General features: G+C 65.9%; 14 protein-coding genes and 1 tRNA gene. 8 read left to right on the top strand and 7 right to left on the bottom strand.

Annotated elements, in window-relative coordinates:
* Positions 1 to 29: 29 nt before the first annotated feature.
* Positions 30 to 1,103 carry a putative 2-aminoethylphosphonate ABC transporter substrate-binding protein gene (locus DID96_RS18385; RefSeq protein WP_124600705.1) on the bottom strand — a complete coding sequence of 358 codons (1,074 nt, stop codon included), beginning with the start codon at positions 1,101 to 1,103 and terminating at the stop codon, positions 30 to 32.
* A 209-nt stretch (positions 1,104 to 1,312) separates the two neighbouring features.
* Here DID96_RS18385 and phnA point away from each other — a divergent pair, with 209 nt between their 5' ends.
* Entirely contained in the window at positions 1,313 to 2,548 is a 1,236-nt protein-coding gene (gene phnA, locus DID96_RS18390) for a phosphonoacetate hydrolase (RefSeq protein WP_124600706.1), read from the top strand.
* Positions 2,549 to 2,577: 29 nt separating this feature from the next.
* Positions 2,578 to 4,032: a phosphonoacetaldehyde dehydrogenase gene (phnY, locus tag DID96_RS18395; RefSeq protein WP_124600707.1), complete on the top strand. Its 1,455-nt coding sequence runs from the start codon at positions 2,578 to 2,580 to the stop codon at positions 4,030 to 4,032.
* A 71-nt stretch (positions 4,033 to 4,103) separates the two neighbouring features.
* Here the strand turns inward: phnY and DID96_RS18400 are convergent, their stop codons facing one another.
* A complete protein-coding gene (locus DID96_RS18400) occupies positions 4,104 to 4,385 on the bottom strand; it encodes a hypothetical protein (RefSeq protein ID WP_124600708.1) in 282 nt (93 codons plus the stop codon).
* A gap of 461 nt (positions 4,386 to 4,846) precedes the next feature.
* Positions 4,847 to 4,922: transfer RNA gene (locus DID96_RS18405), tRNA-Lys, on the bottom strand.
* A 192-nt stretch (positions 4,923 to 5,114) separates the two neighbouring features.
* On the opposite strand from DID96_RS18405, the gene DID96_RS18410 reads away from it, so the two are divergent.
* Positions 5,115 to 5,519, top strand: coding sequence for a PaaI family thioesterase (locus DID96_RS18410; RefSeq protein ID WP_124600709.1), 405 nt, complete (start codon positions 5,115 to 5,117; stop codon positions 5,517 to 5,519).
* Between the two features lie 9 nt (positions 5,520 to 5,528).
* Entirely contained in the window at positions 5,529 to 6,392 is an 864-nt protein-coding gene (locus tag DID96_RS18415) for a patatin-like phospholipase family protein (protein ID WP_124600710.1), read from the top strand.
* 51 nt (positions 6,393 to 6,443) lie between these two features.
* On the opposite strand, the gene DID96_RS18420 is transcribed toward DID96_RS18415, so the two are convergent.
* Positions 6,444 to 7,457, bottom strand: coding sequence for a D-2-hydroxyacid dehydrogenase family protein (locus DID96_RS18420; RefSeq protein WP_124600711.1), 1,014 nt, complete (start codon positions 7,455 to 7,457; stop codon positions 6,444 to 6,446).
* A 425-nt stretch (positions 7,458 to 7,882) separates the two neighbouring features.
* On the opposite strand from DID96_RS18420, the gene DID96_RS18425 reads away from it, so the two are divergent.
* Positions 7,883 to 8,932: a LysR family transcriptional regulator gene (locus DID96_RS18425; RefSeq protein ID WP_124600712.1), complete on the top strand. Its 1,050-nt coding sequence runs from the start codon at positions 7,883 to 7,885 to the stop codon at positions 8,930 to 8,932.
* 162 nt (positions 8,933 to 9,094) lie between these two features.
* Here the strand turns inward: DID96_RS18425 and DID96_RS18430 are convergent, their stop codons facing one another.
* The 3 genes from DID96_RS18430 to dprA form a co-directional block, all read right to left on the bottom strand.
* Complete coding sequence (locus DID96_RS18430; RefSeq protein WP_124600713.1) at positions 9,095 to 11,692, bottom strand: DNA topoisomerase III; 2,598 nt, start codon at positions 11,690 to 11,692, stop codon at positions 9,095 to 9,097.
* Between the two features lie 191 nt (positions 11,693 to 11,883).
* The gene (locus tag DID96_RS18435; protein WP_124600714.1) at positions 11,884 to 12,264 is read right to left on the bottom strand and encodes a thioredoxin family protein; all 381 of its coding nucleotides are present in this window, start codon (positions 12,262 to 12,264) and stop codon (positions 11,884 to 11,886) included.
* Positions 12,265 to 12,301: 37 nt separating this feature from the next.
* Positions 12,302 to 13,630 (bottom strand): DNA-processing protein DprA, encoded by a 1,329-nt coding sequence (gene dprA, locus DID96_RS18440; protein ID WP_124600715.1) that lies wholly within the window; start codon positions 13,628 to 13,630, stop codon positions 12,302 to 12,304.
* 182 nt (positions 13,631 to 13,812) lie between these two features.
* Here dprA and def point away from each other — a divergent pair, with 182 nt between their 5' ends.
* The 3 genes from def to DID96_RS18455 all read left to right on the top strand — a co-directional run bounded on the left by def (position 13,813) and on the right by DID96_RS18455 (position 16,087).
* Positions 13,813 to 14,316: a peptide deformylase gene (gene def, locus DID96_RS18445; RefSeq protein WP_124600716.1), complete on the top strand. Its 504-nt coding sequence runs from the start codon at positions 13,813 to 13,815 to the stop codon at positions 14,314 to 14,316.
* A gap of 34 nt (positions 14,317 to 14,350) precedes the next feature.
* Positions 14,351 to 15,334 carry a methionyl-tRNA formyltransferase gene (gene fmt / locus DID96_RS18450; RefSeq protein WP_124600717.1) on the top strand — a complete coding sequence of 328 codons (984 nt, stop codon included), beginning with the start codon at positions 14,351 to 14,353 and terminating at the stop codon, positions 15,332 to 15,334.
* Positions 15,335 to 15,445: 111 nt separating this feature from the next.
* On the top strand, positions 15,446 to 16,087 hold the full coding sequence (locus DID96_RS18455; protein ID WP_124600718.1) for a LysE family translocator: 642 nt from the start codon (positions 15,446 to 15,448) through the stop codon (positions 16,085 to 16,087).
* Positions 16,088 to 16,164 lie beyond the last annotated feature (77 nt).

The raw sequence follows: 16,164 nt of genomic DNA on the forward strand, positions 1-16,164 counted from the left end.
GCGTGGCCGCCTTGCCGCCGTTCGTGGCCTTACTGCTGCGCCTTCGCTCCGTAGCGCTTCTGCCAGGTATCGAGGATCGACTGGCGGTTCTTCGCGGACCACGTGAAGTCGTTCTTCACGAGCAGGTCCGCGTAGTTGTCGGGGATGCCGGACAGCTTCTTCGCGATGCCCGGATACGCAACGATTGCCCACCAGCGCGCGGTGATCGCGTTCGCGTCCTTGCTCGCCATGAAGTCGGCGAGCTTCTTCGCGGCATCGGGCTGCTTCGTGGTCTTCATGATCGCGGTCGCTTCCATGTCCCAGCCGAGCCCTTCCTTCGGGAAGATCAGGTCGATCGGCGCGCCCTGCGCCTGCAGCTCGTGGCCGCGGAACTCGAACGAGATGCCGATCGGGAATTCGCCGGTGCCGGCGAGCGTGCAAGGCTTCGAGCCCGAGTGCACGTATTGCGCGACGTTCTTGTCGAGTGCGTCCATGAACTTCCAGCCGCGGTCGTCGCCGAAGGTCTGCAGCCACGCGGTCACGTCGAGGTAGCCGGTGCCGGACGACACGGGGCTCGGCATCACGATCGCGCCCTTGTAGACCGGCTTCGTCAGGTCCTCCCACGACGTCGGCTTCGGAATGTTCTTCGCCTGCGCGGCGACGCGGTTGTAGCAGATCGTCGCGCCCCATACATCCATGCCGACCCAGTGCGGCGGCGTGTTCGCGTCGCTGTACTTGCGCGTGAGCTGGTCGAAGCCCTTCGGCGTGTACGGCATCAGCATCCCCTGCAGGTCGAGCAGCGTGAGGCTCGACGCGGCGAGGCCGAGCACGACGTCCGCACGCGGATTGTTCTTCTCGGCGAGCAGCTTCGCAGTGACCGAGCCGGTCGAGTCGCGCACCCAGCGAATCTCGATGTCCGGGTTCGCTTTCTCGAACGCGTCCTTGTAGGGCTTCATCGCCTCGTCCTCGAGCGCGGTGTAGACGAGCAGCGACGTCTTCGCGTGCGCCGCGTGCGCGACGCCGAGCGCGACCGTGGCGACCGTGGCGACCGACGCGACGAGCGCGCAACGGGCCGCACCCGCTGCCCACGTTTTGAAACGCTTGCTTACCGGCACTTCGTTCATCTTCAGACCCCTTGACTGTGGCGCCGCGGGACGCGGCGGATGAGTGGTGACCAGCCCTCTTTGCGCAACCGTGTTTTGCTTTCTGTTCTCTGCATGTTGTTGACAATCTACAAATCATCCATTTTAATGTCAAGCATGGAAAACACCCCCATCGGCGCGGCGCGGGCGCCGACGACTCAACCCCTCTTCGAACGAAAGGACTGAACGTCATGACTGAAACGCCTGTATCCGTGGAAGTGAACGGCCGCCGCTACAACTGGATGAGCCGGCCCGTGGTGGTCGTCTGCGTCGACGGCTGCGCCTATGAATATCTGGAGATGGCCGCCGAGGCCGGCGTCGCGCCGTTCCTGCGCACGCTGCTGAAGCCTGGCACCGCGTTGAAGGGCGAATGCGTGGTGCCGAGCTTCACGAACCCGAACAACCTGTCGATCGTGACAGGCGTGCCACCGTCGGTGCATGGGATAAGCGGCAATTACTTCTACGATCGCGACAGCGGCACCGAGGTGCTGATGAACGACCCGAAGTACCTCGTTGCGCCGACCGTGCTCGCGACGTTCGCCGAACAGGGCGCGCGCGTCGCGGTGGTGACCGCGAAGGACAAGCTGCGCCGCCTGCTCGGCAAGGGGCTGAACGGCATCTGCTTCTCATCGGAGAAGGCCGACGAGGCGACGATCGACGAGAACGGCATCGACAACGTGCTCGAGCTGGTCGGCAAGCCGGTGCCGAGCGTGTACAGCGCGGATCTGTCGGAGTTCGTGTTCGCCGCCGGCGTGCGCCTGCTCGAGACGCGCCCGATCGACCTGATGTACCTGTCGACCACCGACTACGTGCAGCACAAGTGCGCGCCCGGCACGCCCGGCGCGAACGCGTTCTACGAGATGATGGACCGCTACCTGAAGCGGCTCGACGAGCTCGGCGCAATCGTCGCGATCACGGCCGATCACGGGATGAACGACAAGCACGACGACGCAGGCGAGCCGAACGTGATCTACCTGCAGGAGCTGTTCGACGACTGGCTCGGCGAAGACGCGGCGCGCGTGATCCTGCCGATCACCGATCCGTACGTCGTGCACCACGGCGCGCTCGGTTCGTTCGCGACCGTCTACGTGCCCGATACCGCCGATATCGACGCGTTGCGCGCGCGGCTCGCGGCCGTCGACGGCATCGAGGTCGTGCTGACGCGCACCGAAGGCTGCGCACGCTTCGAGTTGCCGCCGGACCGGATGGGCGACCTGATCGTGATCTCGAAGCAGCACGTGGTGCTCGGCACGCGGTCCGTCAAGCACGACCTGTCGGGCCTCGACGTGCCGCTGCGCTCGCATGGCGGGATTTCCGAGCAGATCGTGCCGCTGATCTTCAGCAAGCCGGTCGCCGCCGACGTGACAGGCCGCGCGCGGCTGCGCAATTTCGACATCATCGATATCGCGCTCAATCATCTTCAGTGATGCGAACGAATCCGGAAGGAGGCTCATTCATGAACGCCATTGCAGCATCGACGAACGTCAGCGAGATCCGTCACGAGGCATTGCGGATCGACGGCGAACGGATCCATCGCGATGAAGTGATCGACGTGCGCAATCCGTATGACGGCTCGCTCGTCGGCACCGTGCCGAAGGCAACGCTCGACGACGTGCGGCGCGCATTCGCCGTGGCGCGTGCGTACCGGCCGACGCTGACGCGCCATGATCGCGCGGCGATCCTGCGTCGTGCAGCCGACATCGTGCGGGCGCGCACCGCGGAGATCGCGCGGCTGATCACCGCCGAAGCGGGGCTGTGCATCAAGGACTCGACGTACGAAGCGGGCCGCGTCGCCGACGTGCTGACGTTCGGCGCGGGCGAAGTGCTGAAGGACGACGGGCAGATCTTTTCATGCGATCTGACGCCGCACGGCAAGAAGCGCCGCGTGTACACGCAGCGCGAGCCGCTGCTCGGCGTGATTTCGGCGATCACGCCGTTCAACCATCCGATGAATCAGGTCGCGCACAAGGTCGTGCCGTCGGTCGCGACCAACAACCGGATCGTCGTGAAGCCGTCGGAGAAGGTGCCGCTGTCGTGCTACCTGTTCGCGGACATCCTGTACGAGGCGGGCCTGCCGCCGCAGATGCTGCAGGTCGTCACCGGCGACCCGAAGGAGATCGCCGACGAGCTGATCACGAACCCCGCGATCGACCTGATCACGTTCACGGGCGGCGTATCGATCGGCAAGTCGATCGCGTCACGCATGGGCTATCGGCGCGCGGTGCTCGAACTCGGCGGCAACGATCCGATCATCGTGATGGAAGACGCCGACCTCGACGAGGCGAGCACGCTCGCGGTATCGGGTTCGTACAAGAACTCCGGGCAGCGCTGCACCGCGATCAAGCGGATGCTCGTGCACGAGGCGGTGGCCGACCGCTTCACGGAGCTGGTGGTCGAGAAGACGCGCGCGTGGTCGTACGGCAATCCCGCCGATCCGTCGGTCGACATGGGCACGGTGATCGACGAGGCCGCCGCGCGGTTCTGCGAGCAGCAGGTGAACGATGCGATCGCGCGCGGCGCGCGGCTGCTGGTCGGCAACGTGCGCGACGGCGCGCTGTACTCGCCGACCGTCGTCGACCGCGTGACGCCGGACATGCCGCTCGTGAAGTACGAGACGTTCGGGCCGGTGTCGCCGATCATGCGCTTCAAGGACATCGACGAAGCGATCAGGATGTCGAACAGCACCGACTATGCGCTGTCGTCGTCGATCTGCACGAACCGCTTCGACACCATCACGCGCTTCATCACCGAGCTGGAAGTGGGCAGCGTGAACGTGCGCGAAGTGCCCGGCTATCGGCTCGAACTGACGCCGTTCGGCGGCGTGAAGGATTCGGGGCTTGGCTACAAGGAAGGCGTGCAGGAAGCGATGAAGAGCTTTACGAATACGAAGACGTATTCGCTGCCGTGGTAAGCGGTTAAGCGGGAGGGGACGCGAACGCGCCGGCTGTCAGGCCGGCGCGGTTCGTTGACGCGTGCGCCATATCAATCGTCGTCGTCGTGATGATGATGATGATGCCAGCCGCGATGCCAGCCACGGTCGTGCCATTCGCGGCGATCGCGGTAGCCGCCGTAATACGGTCCGTAGTAGACCGGTGCCGGCTGGTACACCACCGGCGGCGGCGGTTCGTAGTAGACCGGCGGCGGTGCCTCGATTACCGGTCCCGGCACACCGAGGTACACGCCGATGTCGGCATGCGCGAACGCGCTTGCCGACAGGCAGGCCGTCACGACGCCGAGGGCGCCGGACAACAGGATTCGCTTCATTTTCCTTCGCTCCGTTCGCGGCCGTACCGGCTCGCGAGCAATCAGTTCACCTTGGCTCCATGGTACGTAGCGCGTGCGCGGCGGGTGATACGGCGTTGTCGCTTTTGTAACGGGTGGTAACGGGTCGTCGTGGGGCGGTTCGAGACGGGCAAAGCGGACGTGTCGCGGTGCGTTTTCGTATGGAGAATCAGTAACTCCGATGGCGGAGCGCTCAACGGAAGGTATGGATAGTTGCGCGCAGATTCGCAGCTGCGTCGGAGCAGATCCCGAACCCGAATAGGCGGGTCATGAACTTCCAGGGGATACGGGTTGTCCGGGCGACGAAGAAGGTGGCGAGTCGATCACGATCGGAGCGGTTCCTGATGGAAGTCGCTCTGGGTGTTGCGAAGGGATCGCAACGCCTGCCGGACGTGCAAAAGGAAAAGGCCGGTCAGCTTGCGCTGACCGGCCTTTGGAATTCCTGGTGGGGCGTGAGTGACTCGAACACTCGACCTACGGATTAAGAGTCCGCTGCTCTACCAACTGAGCTAACGCCCCCAACAGAAAAGAAATTATGCACGGGTTTTTGGCGGCTGGCAAGTACTTTCTGCGAATTTCCCAAAAATATTTCGTCATCGACGTGCGGGGCGGTTGGAGGCGCAGCCGGGCATCGCAGTTTCCGTGCTCCCGGTATGATGACGTCCACGCTTGTTGCGCGGCGGTCGCGCAACATTTCCTGGATATTCGAAGATGGACGAAAATGCAGTCCGCGAATTGCTGGACCGGTTGCTGGCCCCGTGGGTCCGCTCGCTCGGTCTGGTGCCCGTATCGATCGCCGACGACGGCGTTACGTTGCGTTTGCCTTTTTCCGGTGAATTTCGCCACTCCGGCGGCGTGATCTGCGGCCAGGTGTTCACGGCCGCCGCCGATACCGCGATGGTGGTCGCGATCTCGTCCGTGCTCGGCGAGTTCCGGCCGATGACGACGGTGTCGCTGAACACGAACTTCATGCGCCCGGTGCGCAAGGGTGACGTGCTCGTCACCGCGCGCGTGCTGCGGATGGGCCGCAATCTGGTGTTCGGCGAGGTCGAACTGTTCGACGAAGACGGCAAGATGGCCGTTCACGCGACGTCGACGTACGCGCTCGTCGGCTGAGCGTCGCCGATGTTCGACCAGATCGTGTTTGCCGGCGGTGGCAACCGCTGCTGGTGGCAGGCGGGCTTCTGGGACGTCGCACAGCCCGCGCTTGCGTTGCGGCCACGCGTGATCACCGGCATCTCGGCCGGCGCCGCGACGGCCTGCATGCTGTATACGCGCGACGCCGCGTGGGTGATGCGTTATTACGAACAGGCGCTGCGTCACAACCGGAAGAACGCGTACTGGGGCAACCTGTTCGGCCGCGAGCCGGTGTTTCCGCATTACCGGATCTACCGGCAGGCGCTGCTCGACATCTACGGCGAGCCGTTCGCGAAACTCCATGACGCGCCCGAGATCCGCATCGGCGTGTCGCACGTGCCGCGCTGGCTTGGCGCGCGCAGCGCGGTCGCTGCGGGCCTCGTCGCGTACAACATCGAGAAGTACGTGCGCAAGACGCTGCACCCGACGCTTGGCCGCACGCTCGGGTTCCGGCCGGAATTCGTGCGCGCACAGGCATGCACGCGGGTCGAGGAGCTGGCCGACCTGATCCTGCAGTCGTCGTGCACGCCGCCGTTTACGCCGGTCTTGCGGCGTAACGGCCGGCCGGTGCTCGACGGCGGGATGGTCGACAACGTGCCGGTCGACGCGCTCGACGCGTCGCCGGGGCATGTGCTGGTGCTCGTCACCCGCTTGTACCCGCGTCCGCAGATGTTCACGGTCGCGCACGGCGACCAGCAGCGCCTGTACGTGCAGCCGTCGAGCAAGGTACCGATTTCGAGCTGGGACTACACGAGCCCGTCGCAGATGCGGCACGCGTACGATCTCGGCCGGCGCGACGGCGAGCATTTCCTCACCCGCGTCGCCGCGATGACGCGCGGGCCGGTTGGCTGACGCTGCGGCCCGGCTGACGCTGCGGCCGCAGCAGGCGCGGCCGGGAGGCGGTCAGCGCTTGCGGATCGGGGTCAGCGCTTCCGGGTTGGCGACGTTCGACATGTCGCCCTGGTCGAATGCGAGGATGTTCTTGAATGCCGCGCTGAAGTACAGCTCGTAGCTTTCCCGTTCGACGTAGCCGATGTGCGGCGTGCAGATCACGTTCTCCATCCGCAGCAGGCTGTAGCCCTGCAGGATCGGCTCGCTCTCGAACACGTCGATCGCGACCATCCCCGGCCGGTTGTGCGACAGCGCGTTGACGAGCGCATTCTCCTCGAGCAGTTCGGCACGGCTCGTGTTGACGAGCAGCGACGTCGGCTTCATCCGCATCAGGTCGTCCTGCTTGACGATCCCGCGCGTGTCGTCGTGCAGGCGCAGGTGCAGCGACAGCACGTCGCTCTGCTCGAACAGCGCCTCGCGGCTGTCGGCCGCGGTGTAGCCGTCCGCGCGCGCCGCCTCGAGCGAGTGCTCGCGGCCCCACACCAGCACGTTCATCCCGAACGCCTTGCCGTAGCCGGCGACGAGCCGGCCGATCTTTCCGTACCCCCAGATGCCGAGCGTCTGGCCGCGCAGCACCTGGCCGAGGCCGAAGTTCGGCGGCATTGCGGACGTCTTCAGGCCCGACTGCTGCCACGCGCCCTGTTTCAGGTTCGCGACGTACTGCGGAATCCGGCGCTGGGCGGCCATGATCAGCGCCCAGGTCAGCTCGGCGGGCGCGATCGGCGAACCCGACCCTTCGAGCACCGCGATGCCGCGATCGGTGCACGCTTCAAGATCGATGTGGGTCCCGATGCGACCGGTCTGGCTGATCATGCGCAAATGCGGCAGCTTCGAGAGCAGTTGCGACGAGATCGGCGTGCGTTCGCGAATCAGCACGAGCGCTTCGACTTCCGCCAGGCGGCTGGCGAGCTGCCCCAGGCCGCGTACCGTGTTGTTGAAGACCTTCACGTCGTGGTCGGCGAGCATCTGGAAGCAGTTCAGCTTGCGGACGGCGTCCTGGTAGTCGTCGAGGATGGCAATTTTCATGGTGAGCGGGAGTCGCGCGTTGAATCAGGGGCAGTGACGGCGCGTCGTGCATCGTCCCCGCCCGGCCGGGGCCGACATGATGCTATGTCGAACGGCCGCATGGTGTCTTTTTAACAGGTTGTTACGCCCCGCCGCAATTGGCGCCAGGCCTGCCCTGACGCAGGTCTTGCGCGGCCGGCCGCCGCCGCGATGCCGTGTCGCATCAAACACGTCCTTTCTGAATCCGCCACTTCATCGACGAGGTTCACCCAATTGTTGCTGATATAAGAACAATTAGGTCAATCATCCACGTATCCCGAGGAAGATTGACTGTTTTTTTCGGATATTGGGGGCTTGGTCAGCAACTCTGCACCAATTCCGCTGTCGTAGGAGAATTACGCATTTGCTAGATCTTTTTGAAGCAGTAACAGCGGCAGGAGTCGTTTATGGATCATTTGCAGTCGATGCGAGTGTTCGTCAAGGTTGCGGATCTCGGCAGTTTCGCGCGGGCCGCGAGTGCAATGGATATCTCCAACGCGGTTGCGACACGTCACGTCGCCGATCTGGAAGGCCGTCTCGGCACGCGCTTGCTCAATCGCACCACGCGCAGCCTCTCGCTGACGGAGTCCGGTCAGGTCTATCTGGAGCGCGCGCGCCAGATCCTCGATGAACTCGAGGATGTCGAGCAGATGGTCGTCGCGCGCAATCACGAGCCGGTCGGCACGCTGCGCATCGTCGCGCCGGTCGTGTTTGGCCTGCACAACCTCGCGCCCGTGCTGCAGTCCTACACGGAGAACTTCCCGAAAGTCGTGCCGGATCTGACGCTCGTCGACCGGCAGGTCGACCTCGTCGAGGAAGGCTTCGACGTCGGTATCGTGGTCACGCGCCAGATGCGCAGCGCAAGCATCGTCACGCGGCGGCTTACCACCGGCTGCATGACCGTCTGCGCGACGCCGAGCTATCTGGAAAAGCACGGCGTGCCGACCCATCCGGAGCAACTCGCTGAGCACCCGAGCCTGAGCCTGCCGACCGAATACTGGGGCGACGAGCGGGTGTTTACAGGGCCGGATGGCGAAGTGCGGGTGCGGCCGACCAACGTGATCGTCGCGAACAACACCGCGATGCTGCGCCAGTTCGCGCTGCTTGGCATGGGTGTCGCGATCCTGCCGAGCTATCTGATCGGCAGCGACATCGCGCGCGGCGCGCTCGTGCGGCTGTTGCCCGATTTCCGCCTGCCGCAGGTCGAGATCAATATCGCGTACCCGAGCCGGCGTCATTTGCCGGCCAAGGTGCGGACCTTCATCGACCACCTCGTCGAGTATTTCAGCCATTCGACCGATGCGATGATGGGCGAGCAATGGGCGGCGCAGGGCGTCGCGGTCGCGCCGATCGGTGTCGAGGCGCGCGCCGAGCAGCCTGAAGGGGCCGACCCGACGCTGTCGCCGCGCCTGCCGCGTTCGCCGCGCACGCGAGTTGCGGTACCGTCGCCGCTTTGATGCTGCGCGGCGCTGGGTGCTGATCGAACCACCGACCCACGCCGACACAATAGAAACGCGGATCAAGAACCATCTGCACAATAAAAAACGCGGATCGAGCAATCGATCCGCGTTTTTCTATGGCTGGCCCGGCGGCGCGCGCCGGGCTGGCGCATGCAGCCGTTACGAGCCGGTCTTGCGCGTCGTCGTCTTGCGCGCGGCGGTCTTGCGAGCCGGCGCCGGTTTCTCTTCTGCGCCTTCCGTCACCGTTTCCGCTTCCTTTGTCGAGGATTTCGCGGTCTTCTTCGCGGCAGCCGCCTTCGGCTCCTTCTTCTCGAATTCGAAGCCGATCTTGCCGTCCGGCTGCTTCACGAGATACGCCTTGAAGTTGCGGCCCGTACGCGACGACTTGAAGTTCGGCAGCAGGTCGGTGCGGCCGTCGGCAAGCAGCTTGCCCATCTGTTCGCGGGTGATTTCCTGCTGCAGGATCACCTTGCCCGAGCGGAAGTCGCAAGTCTTCGGGTTTGCAACCGAGTGCTCGCATACGTAGCTCATCCCGTGCTCGAACACGCGGCCCTTGCACTTCGGGCATGCGCCGACCGGCTCCTGTGCGGAGAAGTCCGGCGCTTCGCCTTCCTCGCCGCCCTGGTCCTGGCCGAAATCGAACTCGAGCTTGTAGTTCTTCGTCTCGTCGTCGAACGACAGCTTCAGGATCGCCGAGAACGGCCGCCCCATCTTGCTGCGGAAGCCGGACAGCGGGCCGATTTCCTTCTTCTGCAGCAGCTCCTCGACTTCCGCGATCTCGAACTGCCGGCTGCCCGGGATCTTCGAGATCGAGAATTCGCACTTCGTGCACGCGAAGCGGCGGTAGTTTTCCTTAACCTGGCCGCCGCAGTTCGGGCACGGCGTCTCGAGCGTCGCGTAATCGCCGGGGATCGTGTCGGAATCGTATTCCTTCGCGCGCTTGACGATCTGCTGCGTCATGCGGGCGATTTCCTGCATGAACGCGTCGCGCCCGAGGTTGCCGCGTTCCATCTGCGACAGCTTGTATTCCCATTCGCCGGTGAGTTCCGGCGCGGTCAGTTCCTTCACGCCGAGCCCGCGCAGCAGCGTCATCAGCTGGAATGCCTTCGCGGTCGGAATCAGCTCGCGGCCTTCGCGCACGAGGTATTTCTCGCCGAGCAGGCCTTCGATGATCGCCGCGCGCGTGGCCGGCGTGCCGAGCCCCTTCGCGGCCATCGCCTCGCGCAGCTCGTCGTCCTCGACCAGCTTGCCCGCGCCTTCCATCGCGGAGAGCAGCGTCGCTTCCGAGTAGCGAGCAGGCGGTTTCGTCACGAGCGCGACCGCGGCAATCTCGTCCGTCTTCACCTTCTCGTCCTTCTGCACCGGCACGAGGTTGGCGTCCGCGCCTTCGGCGTCGCGGCCGTACACCTGCAGCCAGCCCGGCTCGATGAGTACCTTGCCCTCGGTCTTGAAGTGATGGCCGACGACTTCGGTGATCCGCGTCGTGACGCGGTATTCCGCGGCCGGGAAGAACACGGCGAGGAAGCGCTTCACGACCATGTCGTACAGCTTCTGCTCGGGCTCGGACAGCGATTTCGGCGCCTGCAGCGTCGGGATGATTGCGAAGTGGTCGCTGATCTTCGAGTTGTCGAAGATCCGCTTGTTCGGCTTCACCCAGCCCTTGTCGAGCACCTGCTTCGCATGCGGCAGGTAGTTGTGGCTCTCCTTGAGCATCTCGAGCGTCGACTTGACCGTCGCAATGTAGTCTTCCGGCAGCGCGCGCGCGTCGGTACGCGGGTAGGTCAGCACCTTGTGCTTTTCATACAGCGCCTGCGCGAGGCCGAGCGTGTTCTTCGCGGAGAAGCCGAAGCGGCTGTTTGCCTCGCGCTGCAGGCTCGTCAGGTCGAACAGCAGCGGCGACAGCTGCGTCGACGGCTTCGATTCCTCGCTGACCGTGCCGACCTGGTCGCGGCAGGCCGCGACGATCGTTTCGGCGGCGGGCAGGCTCCAGAGGCGCGAGTCGCGCTTTTCCGGATCGAATTCGTCGCGCTTGAATTTCGGGTCGTACCACTTGCCTTCGTAGAAGCCGCCCGCGCATGCGAACGCCGCCTTCACTTCCCAGTAGTCGCGCGGGACGAAGCGGCGGATCTTCTCTTCGCGTTCGACGACGATCGACAGCGTTGGCGTCTGAACGCGACCGACGGTGGTCAGGAAGAAGCCGCCGCCCTTGCTGTTGAACGCGGTCATCGCACGGGTGCCGTTGATCCCGACGAGCCAGTCCGCTTCCGAGCGGCAGCGCGCGGCATCGGCGAGCGGCTGCATGTCCGAATCGCTGCGCAGGTGCGCGAAGCCGTCGCGGATTGCCTGCGGGGTCATCGACTGCAGCCACAGGCGCTGGACCGGCTGCTTCGCCTTCGCGTGCTGCACGATCAGGCGGAAGATCAGCTCGCCTTCGCGCCCCGCGTCACATGCGTTGATCAGCTGGTCGACGTCCTTGCGCTTCATCAGCTTGGTCAGCACCTTGAGGCGCGACTCGCTCTTCGCGATCGGGTTCAGGTCGAAATGCGGCGGAATGACGGGCAGGTGCGCGAAGCTCCACTTGCCGCGCTTGACCTCGTATTCCTCCGGGGCAGCGATTTCCAGCAGGTGGCCGACAGCGGACGACAGGACGTACTCGTCGCTCTCGTAGTATTCGTCATGCTTGGTAAAGCCACCCAAAGCGCGCGCGATGTCGTTCGCGACAGAAGGCTTTTCCGCAATGATCAGAGCTTTGGACATGACTGTGTGTGTTGGTAGACCGGGTGTGCCGGTTGTGGGTCCCTTTTACGACGGCTTTATAGCACACGGCGCCGTGACGGCGGCTCGGCGTGCAAAAAGCGGCTCATCATAGTGGGGGGCCGTGACGGCGGCAAGCGTGCGGCGCGGCGGGATGCGCTTTCGTGCGAAATACCGCTGCGCCGGCATACGGCTCAGGCCTCGACGTTCAGGATGTTGCGCAATTTCGGTGCATGCGGCACGCCTGGCAGCGCGGTCAGGTCGGACAGCATCCGGTCGACGATGGCCGCGTGCGGCAGCACCGTGCCGAAGAAGCGCGCGGCGTTGGCGTCCTCGATCAGGATCGTCGGGAAATTCTCGACGTCGAGATCGTCGAGCTGGTCGGCATGCGTTTCGATGTCGATCCACGCGAAGCACATGTCGGGATGCGTGTCGGCGAGCTGGTCGAAGGCTGTACGGTAGTCGCGGCACGTGCCGCACCATTCGGCGCACAGGCAGGCGACGAGCAGCGTATCGGGATGGCGCAGGCGCTCGGCGATACGATCCGCGTCGGTGTCGAGATTCAGCGCGGGCATGGGTTTCCTTGCAGGTCGGCGGGCGGCTCGGCCGCCCCTATGCGCGGGAATGTAGCACGCCGCGCGCGGGTGGGGTGGCCGCCGCGTCGAGCCGGGCGAAGCGGCCGCCCGGCACGCTGGCGACGCGGCCGGCCAGTTCGAGCGCGAGAAGCGCGCAGTGGAGGGCGTCGTCGGACAGGCCGGTGTGCTCGGCCAGCCACTCGTAGGTAACGGGGTCATACCCCAGTGCGGCGAGGACGAGTTGCTCGGTTTTGCCGCATAAGGCGGGCGTGGCGGACGGCCTGGTGCCGCCGTCTGCGGGGGAGTTTGTGTCGGTCACGGAGGCCAGGTTTGGCCCCGCATCGGCATCCGCACCAACACCGGCAGATGAACCGATGGCTGTCGCGGCATCCGTTTCCGCGTTGCCCGGTGCGCCGCGTGACCATTCGCTCAGCCCGTATTCGTCGAGAACGTCGTCAGGCGTCGCGGTGAGTTTCGCGCCGTCGCGGATCAGCGCGTGACATCCGTGCGCGAGCGGTGCATGGATCGAACCCGGCACCGCGAACACATCGCGCCCCATTTCGTTCGCGAGCCGCGCTGTAATCAGCGAGCCGGAGCGCGGCGCGGCCTCGACGACGAGCACGCCGCTCGCCAGCGCGGCGATCAGCCGGTTGCGTTGCGGAAAGTGCGATGCGCGGCCCGGCGTGCCGAGCGGCCATTCCGACACGATCGCGCCGTGTGCGGCGATTTCGTGCGCGAGCGCGCGATGCCGCGCGGGGTAGACGAGGTCGGCGCCGGTGCCGATCACCGCGATGGTGCCCGACCGTCCGTCCAGCCCGCCTCGGTGCGCAGCGCCGTCGATCCCGAGTGCGAGGCCGGAAATGATCGCGAGCCCCGCGTCGGCCAGCACGCGCGCGAAGTGCGTCGCGTCGGCGAGCCCCTGCGGCGTCGCGTGGCGGCTGCCGACGATCGCGATACTGCGCGCGTGCAGCAGCGCAACCCGGCCCTTTACATATAGCAGCGGCGGCGGATCGTGCAGGTCGAGGAGCCGCGGCGGGTAGGCCGGGTCGCCGAACGTGACGATGCGGTTGCCTGGCGCATCGAGCCACGCGAGCGTCGCGTCGGTGCGTGCGTCGAGATCGTCCCGCAGGCTGTCCCGCACCGCTTGCGCGGCCGCCGGGCTGCTCGCCGCGGCGAGCGCGTCGTCCGGTGCGTCGAGCAGCGCGGCCGGCGAGCCGAACGCATCGAGCAATACGCGCAGCACGGCGGGCCTCAGGCCGGGCGCGTCCGCGAGCCGCAGCCATGCGCGCAGTTCGGCGACGCTCAGCGCTTGCGGCGACATGAGAGCCCCTTGGAGCGCAGCGGCCAGCGGGCCGCGTGTCGCCATGTTAAAATTTTCATCATCCGAAATAACTCGAGAGGCCGCGCGCAGGCGTGCGGCCGGTTGCAGGAGGCGCGATCCGCGAGCGTTGATACGCCGTGTATCCGCCTCATCTTCTTTGCATCCTGGCGGCTGCGCCAGCTGGCCGGATGGCCGACGCGACGAGCCGCCCCACCGATTACCGAACCATGGCTTTGCTCAACATTCTTCATTACCCCGACAAGCGGCTGCACAAGGTCGCCAAGCCGGTCGACCAGGTCGACGACCGGATCCGCAAGCTCGTCGCCGACATGGCCGAGACCATGTATGCCGCGCCGGGCATCGGCCTTGCCGCGACGCAGGTCGACGTGCACGAGCGCGTGATCGTGATCGACATCTCCGAGGACAAGAGCGAACTGCGCGCCTTCATCAATCCCGAGCTCGTCTGGTCGAGCGACGCGAAGAAGATCTACGAGGAAGGGTGCCTGTCGGTACCGGGCGTCTACGACGAAGTCGAGCGTCCGGACCGCGTGCGTGTGCGCGCGCTCAATGAAAAGGGCGAGACGTTCGAGCTCGACTGCGAGGGCCTGCTGGCCGTATGCATCCAGCACGAGATGGATCACCTGATGGGCCGCGTGTTCGTCGAATACCTGTCGACGCTCAAGCAGAGCCGTATCAAGTCGAAGATGAAGAAACTCGAACGCGCGATGTGACGCGCGTTCGCCCTGCCTGATCCCGATCGTTGACATGACACATTCGTTGCGCGTCATTTTTGCCGGCACGCCGGAATTCGCCGCGGCCGCGCTCGCCGCGATCCACGCGGCCGGATTTCCGGTGCCGCTCGTCCTCACGCAGCCGGACCGCCCCGCCGGGCGCGGGATGAAGCTGCAGGCGAGCGCCGTGAAGTGCCATGCCGTCGAGCATGGGATGCCCGTCGCCCAGCCGCCGTCGCTGCGCCGCGCGGGCAAGTATCCGGCCGAGGCGGCGGAAGCGATCGAGCTGTTGCGCGCGACCCCGCACGACGTGATGGTGGTCGCCGCCTACGGCCTGCTGCTGCCGCAGGAGGTGCTCGACATTCCGCGCCACGGCTGCATCAACATCCACGCATCGTTGCTGCCGCGCTGGCGCGGCGCGGCGCCGATCCATCGCGCGATCGAGGCAGGCGATGCGGAGACGGGCGTCACGCTGATGCAGATGGATGCCGGGCTCGATACCGGCGCGATGCTGCACGAAGCGCGCGTGGCGATTGCGCCCGACGACACGACCGCGACGCTGCATGACAAGCTCGCCGCCGAAGGCGCGCGGCTCATCGTCGATGCACTGGTGCAACTCGAACGCACCGGCAGCCTGCCGTCGACGCCGCAGCCGGCCGCCGGCGTGACCTATGCGGAAAAGATCGGCAAGCACGAGGCCGTGCTCGACTGGCGCAAGCCCGCGGACGTGCTGGCGCGCCAGGTGCGCGCGTTCGACCCGTTTCCGGGCGGTGTCGCGACGCTCGACGGAGCGGCGCTCAAGCTGTGGGCGGCGGAACCCGTCGCGGCGCGCGGCGACGCGGTGCCCGGCACGATCGTCGACGCGGGGCAGGATGGCGTCGTCGTTGCATGCGGCACGGGCGCGCTGCGCGTGACCCAGCTGCAGAAGCCGGGCGGCAAGCGGCTGCCGGCACGCGAATTTCTGGCCGGCTCGCCGCTCGCCGCAGGCCAGCGGTTCACGCTTTCCGACGCGTCCTGAGCGCCATTTGACGCGGCCCGCCGCAGGTGCGCAATCGGCCGGACGGCCGAGTCGCGCCACACGGCGGGCGCGCGTAGAATTTCTGTGCGCTCCTCCGGTTCCGAGGTTTTCATGCTTGGCATTACCCATTTCGGCTTCTTCCTGCTGGCGGTTTTTCTGCTCAACGTCACGCCGGGGCCCGACACCGCGTATATCGTCGGCCGCAGCGTCGCGCAGGGGCGCGGCGCGGGGCTGATGTCCGCGCTCGGCATCTCCGCCGGCTGCTGCGTGCATGCGCTAGCGTGCGCGTTCGGCCTGACCGCGCTGCTGGCCGCGTCGGCCACGGCGTTCACGGTGATCAAGCTGGTGGGGGCCGCGTACCTGATCTATCTGGGCGTGCGGATGATCATCGCGAAGCAGGCTGCCGGGGCCGGCGCTGCACCGGCTGCGCCGGTCGTGGCCGCGAAGCCGCTGCGCCAGCTGTTCATGCAGGGCTTCTGGACGAACGTGCTGAATCCGAAGGTCGTGCTGTTCTTCGTGTCCTTCTTCCCGCAGTTCGTGTCGGCCGACAGCGCGCACAAGGCGCTGGCGTTCCTGACCCTCGGCGGGGTGTTCGTCGTGATGAGCACGCTCTGGAACAGCATGCTCGCGTGGGTCGCGGGCAGCGTGACGCGCCGTTTTTCCGGCAAGCCGGGCGTCAGGAAGTGGCTCGACCGGACGGTCGGCAGCGCGTTCGTCGGGCTGGGCCTCCGGCTTGCGGCGTCGCAGCGCTGAGATTGAATTTTTTCGATACGTACTCATCTAACAAACCGCTTACAATTTTTCGCCGTGCCCGGGTGAGGCAACCGGCG

It is taken from the genome of Burkholderia sp. Bp8963, assembly GCF_003854275.1.
Classification (GTDB): Bacteria; Pseudomonadota; Gammaproteobacteria; order Burkholderiales; family Burkholderiaceae; genus Burkholderia.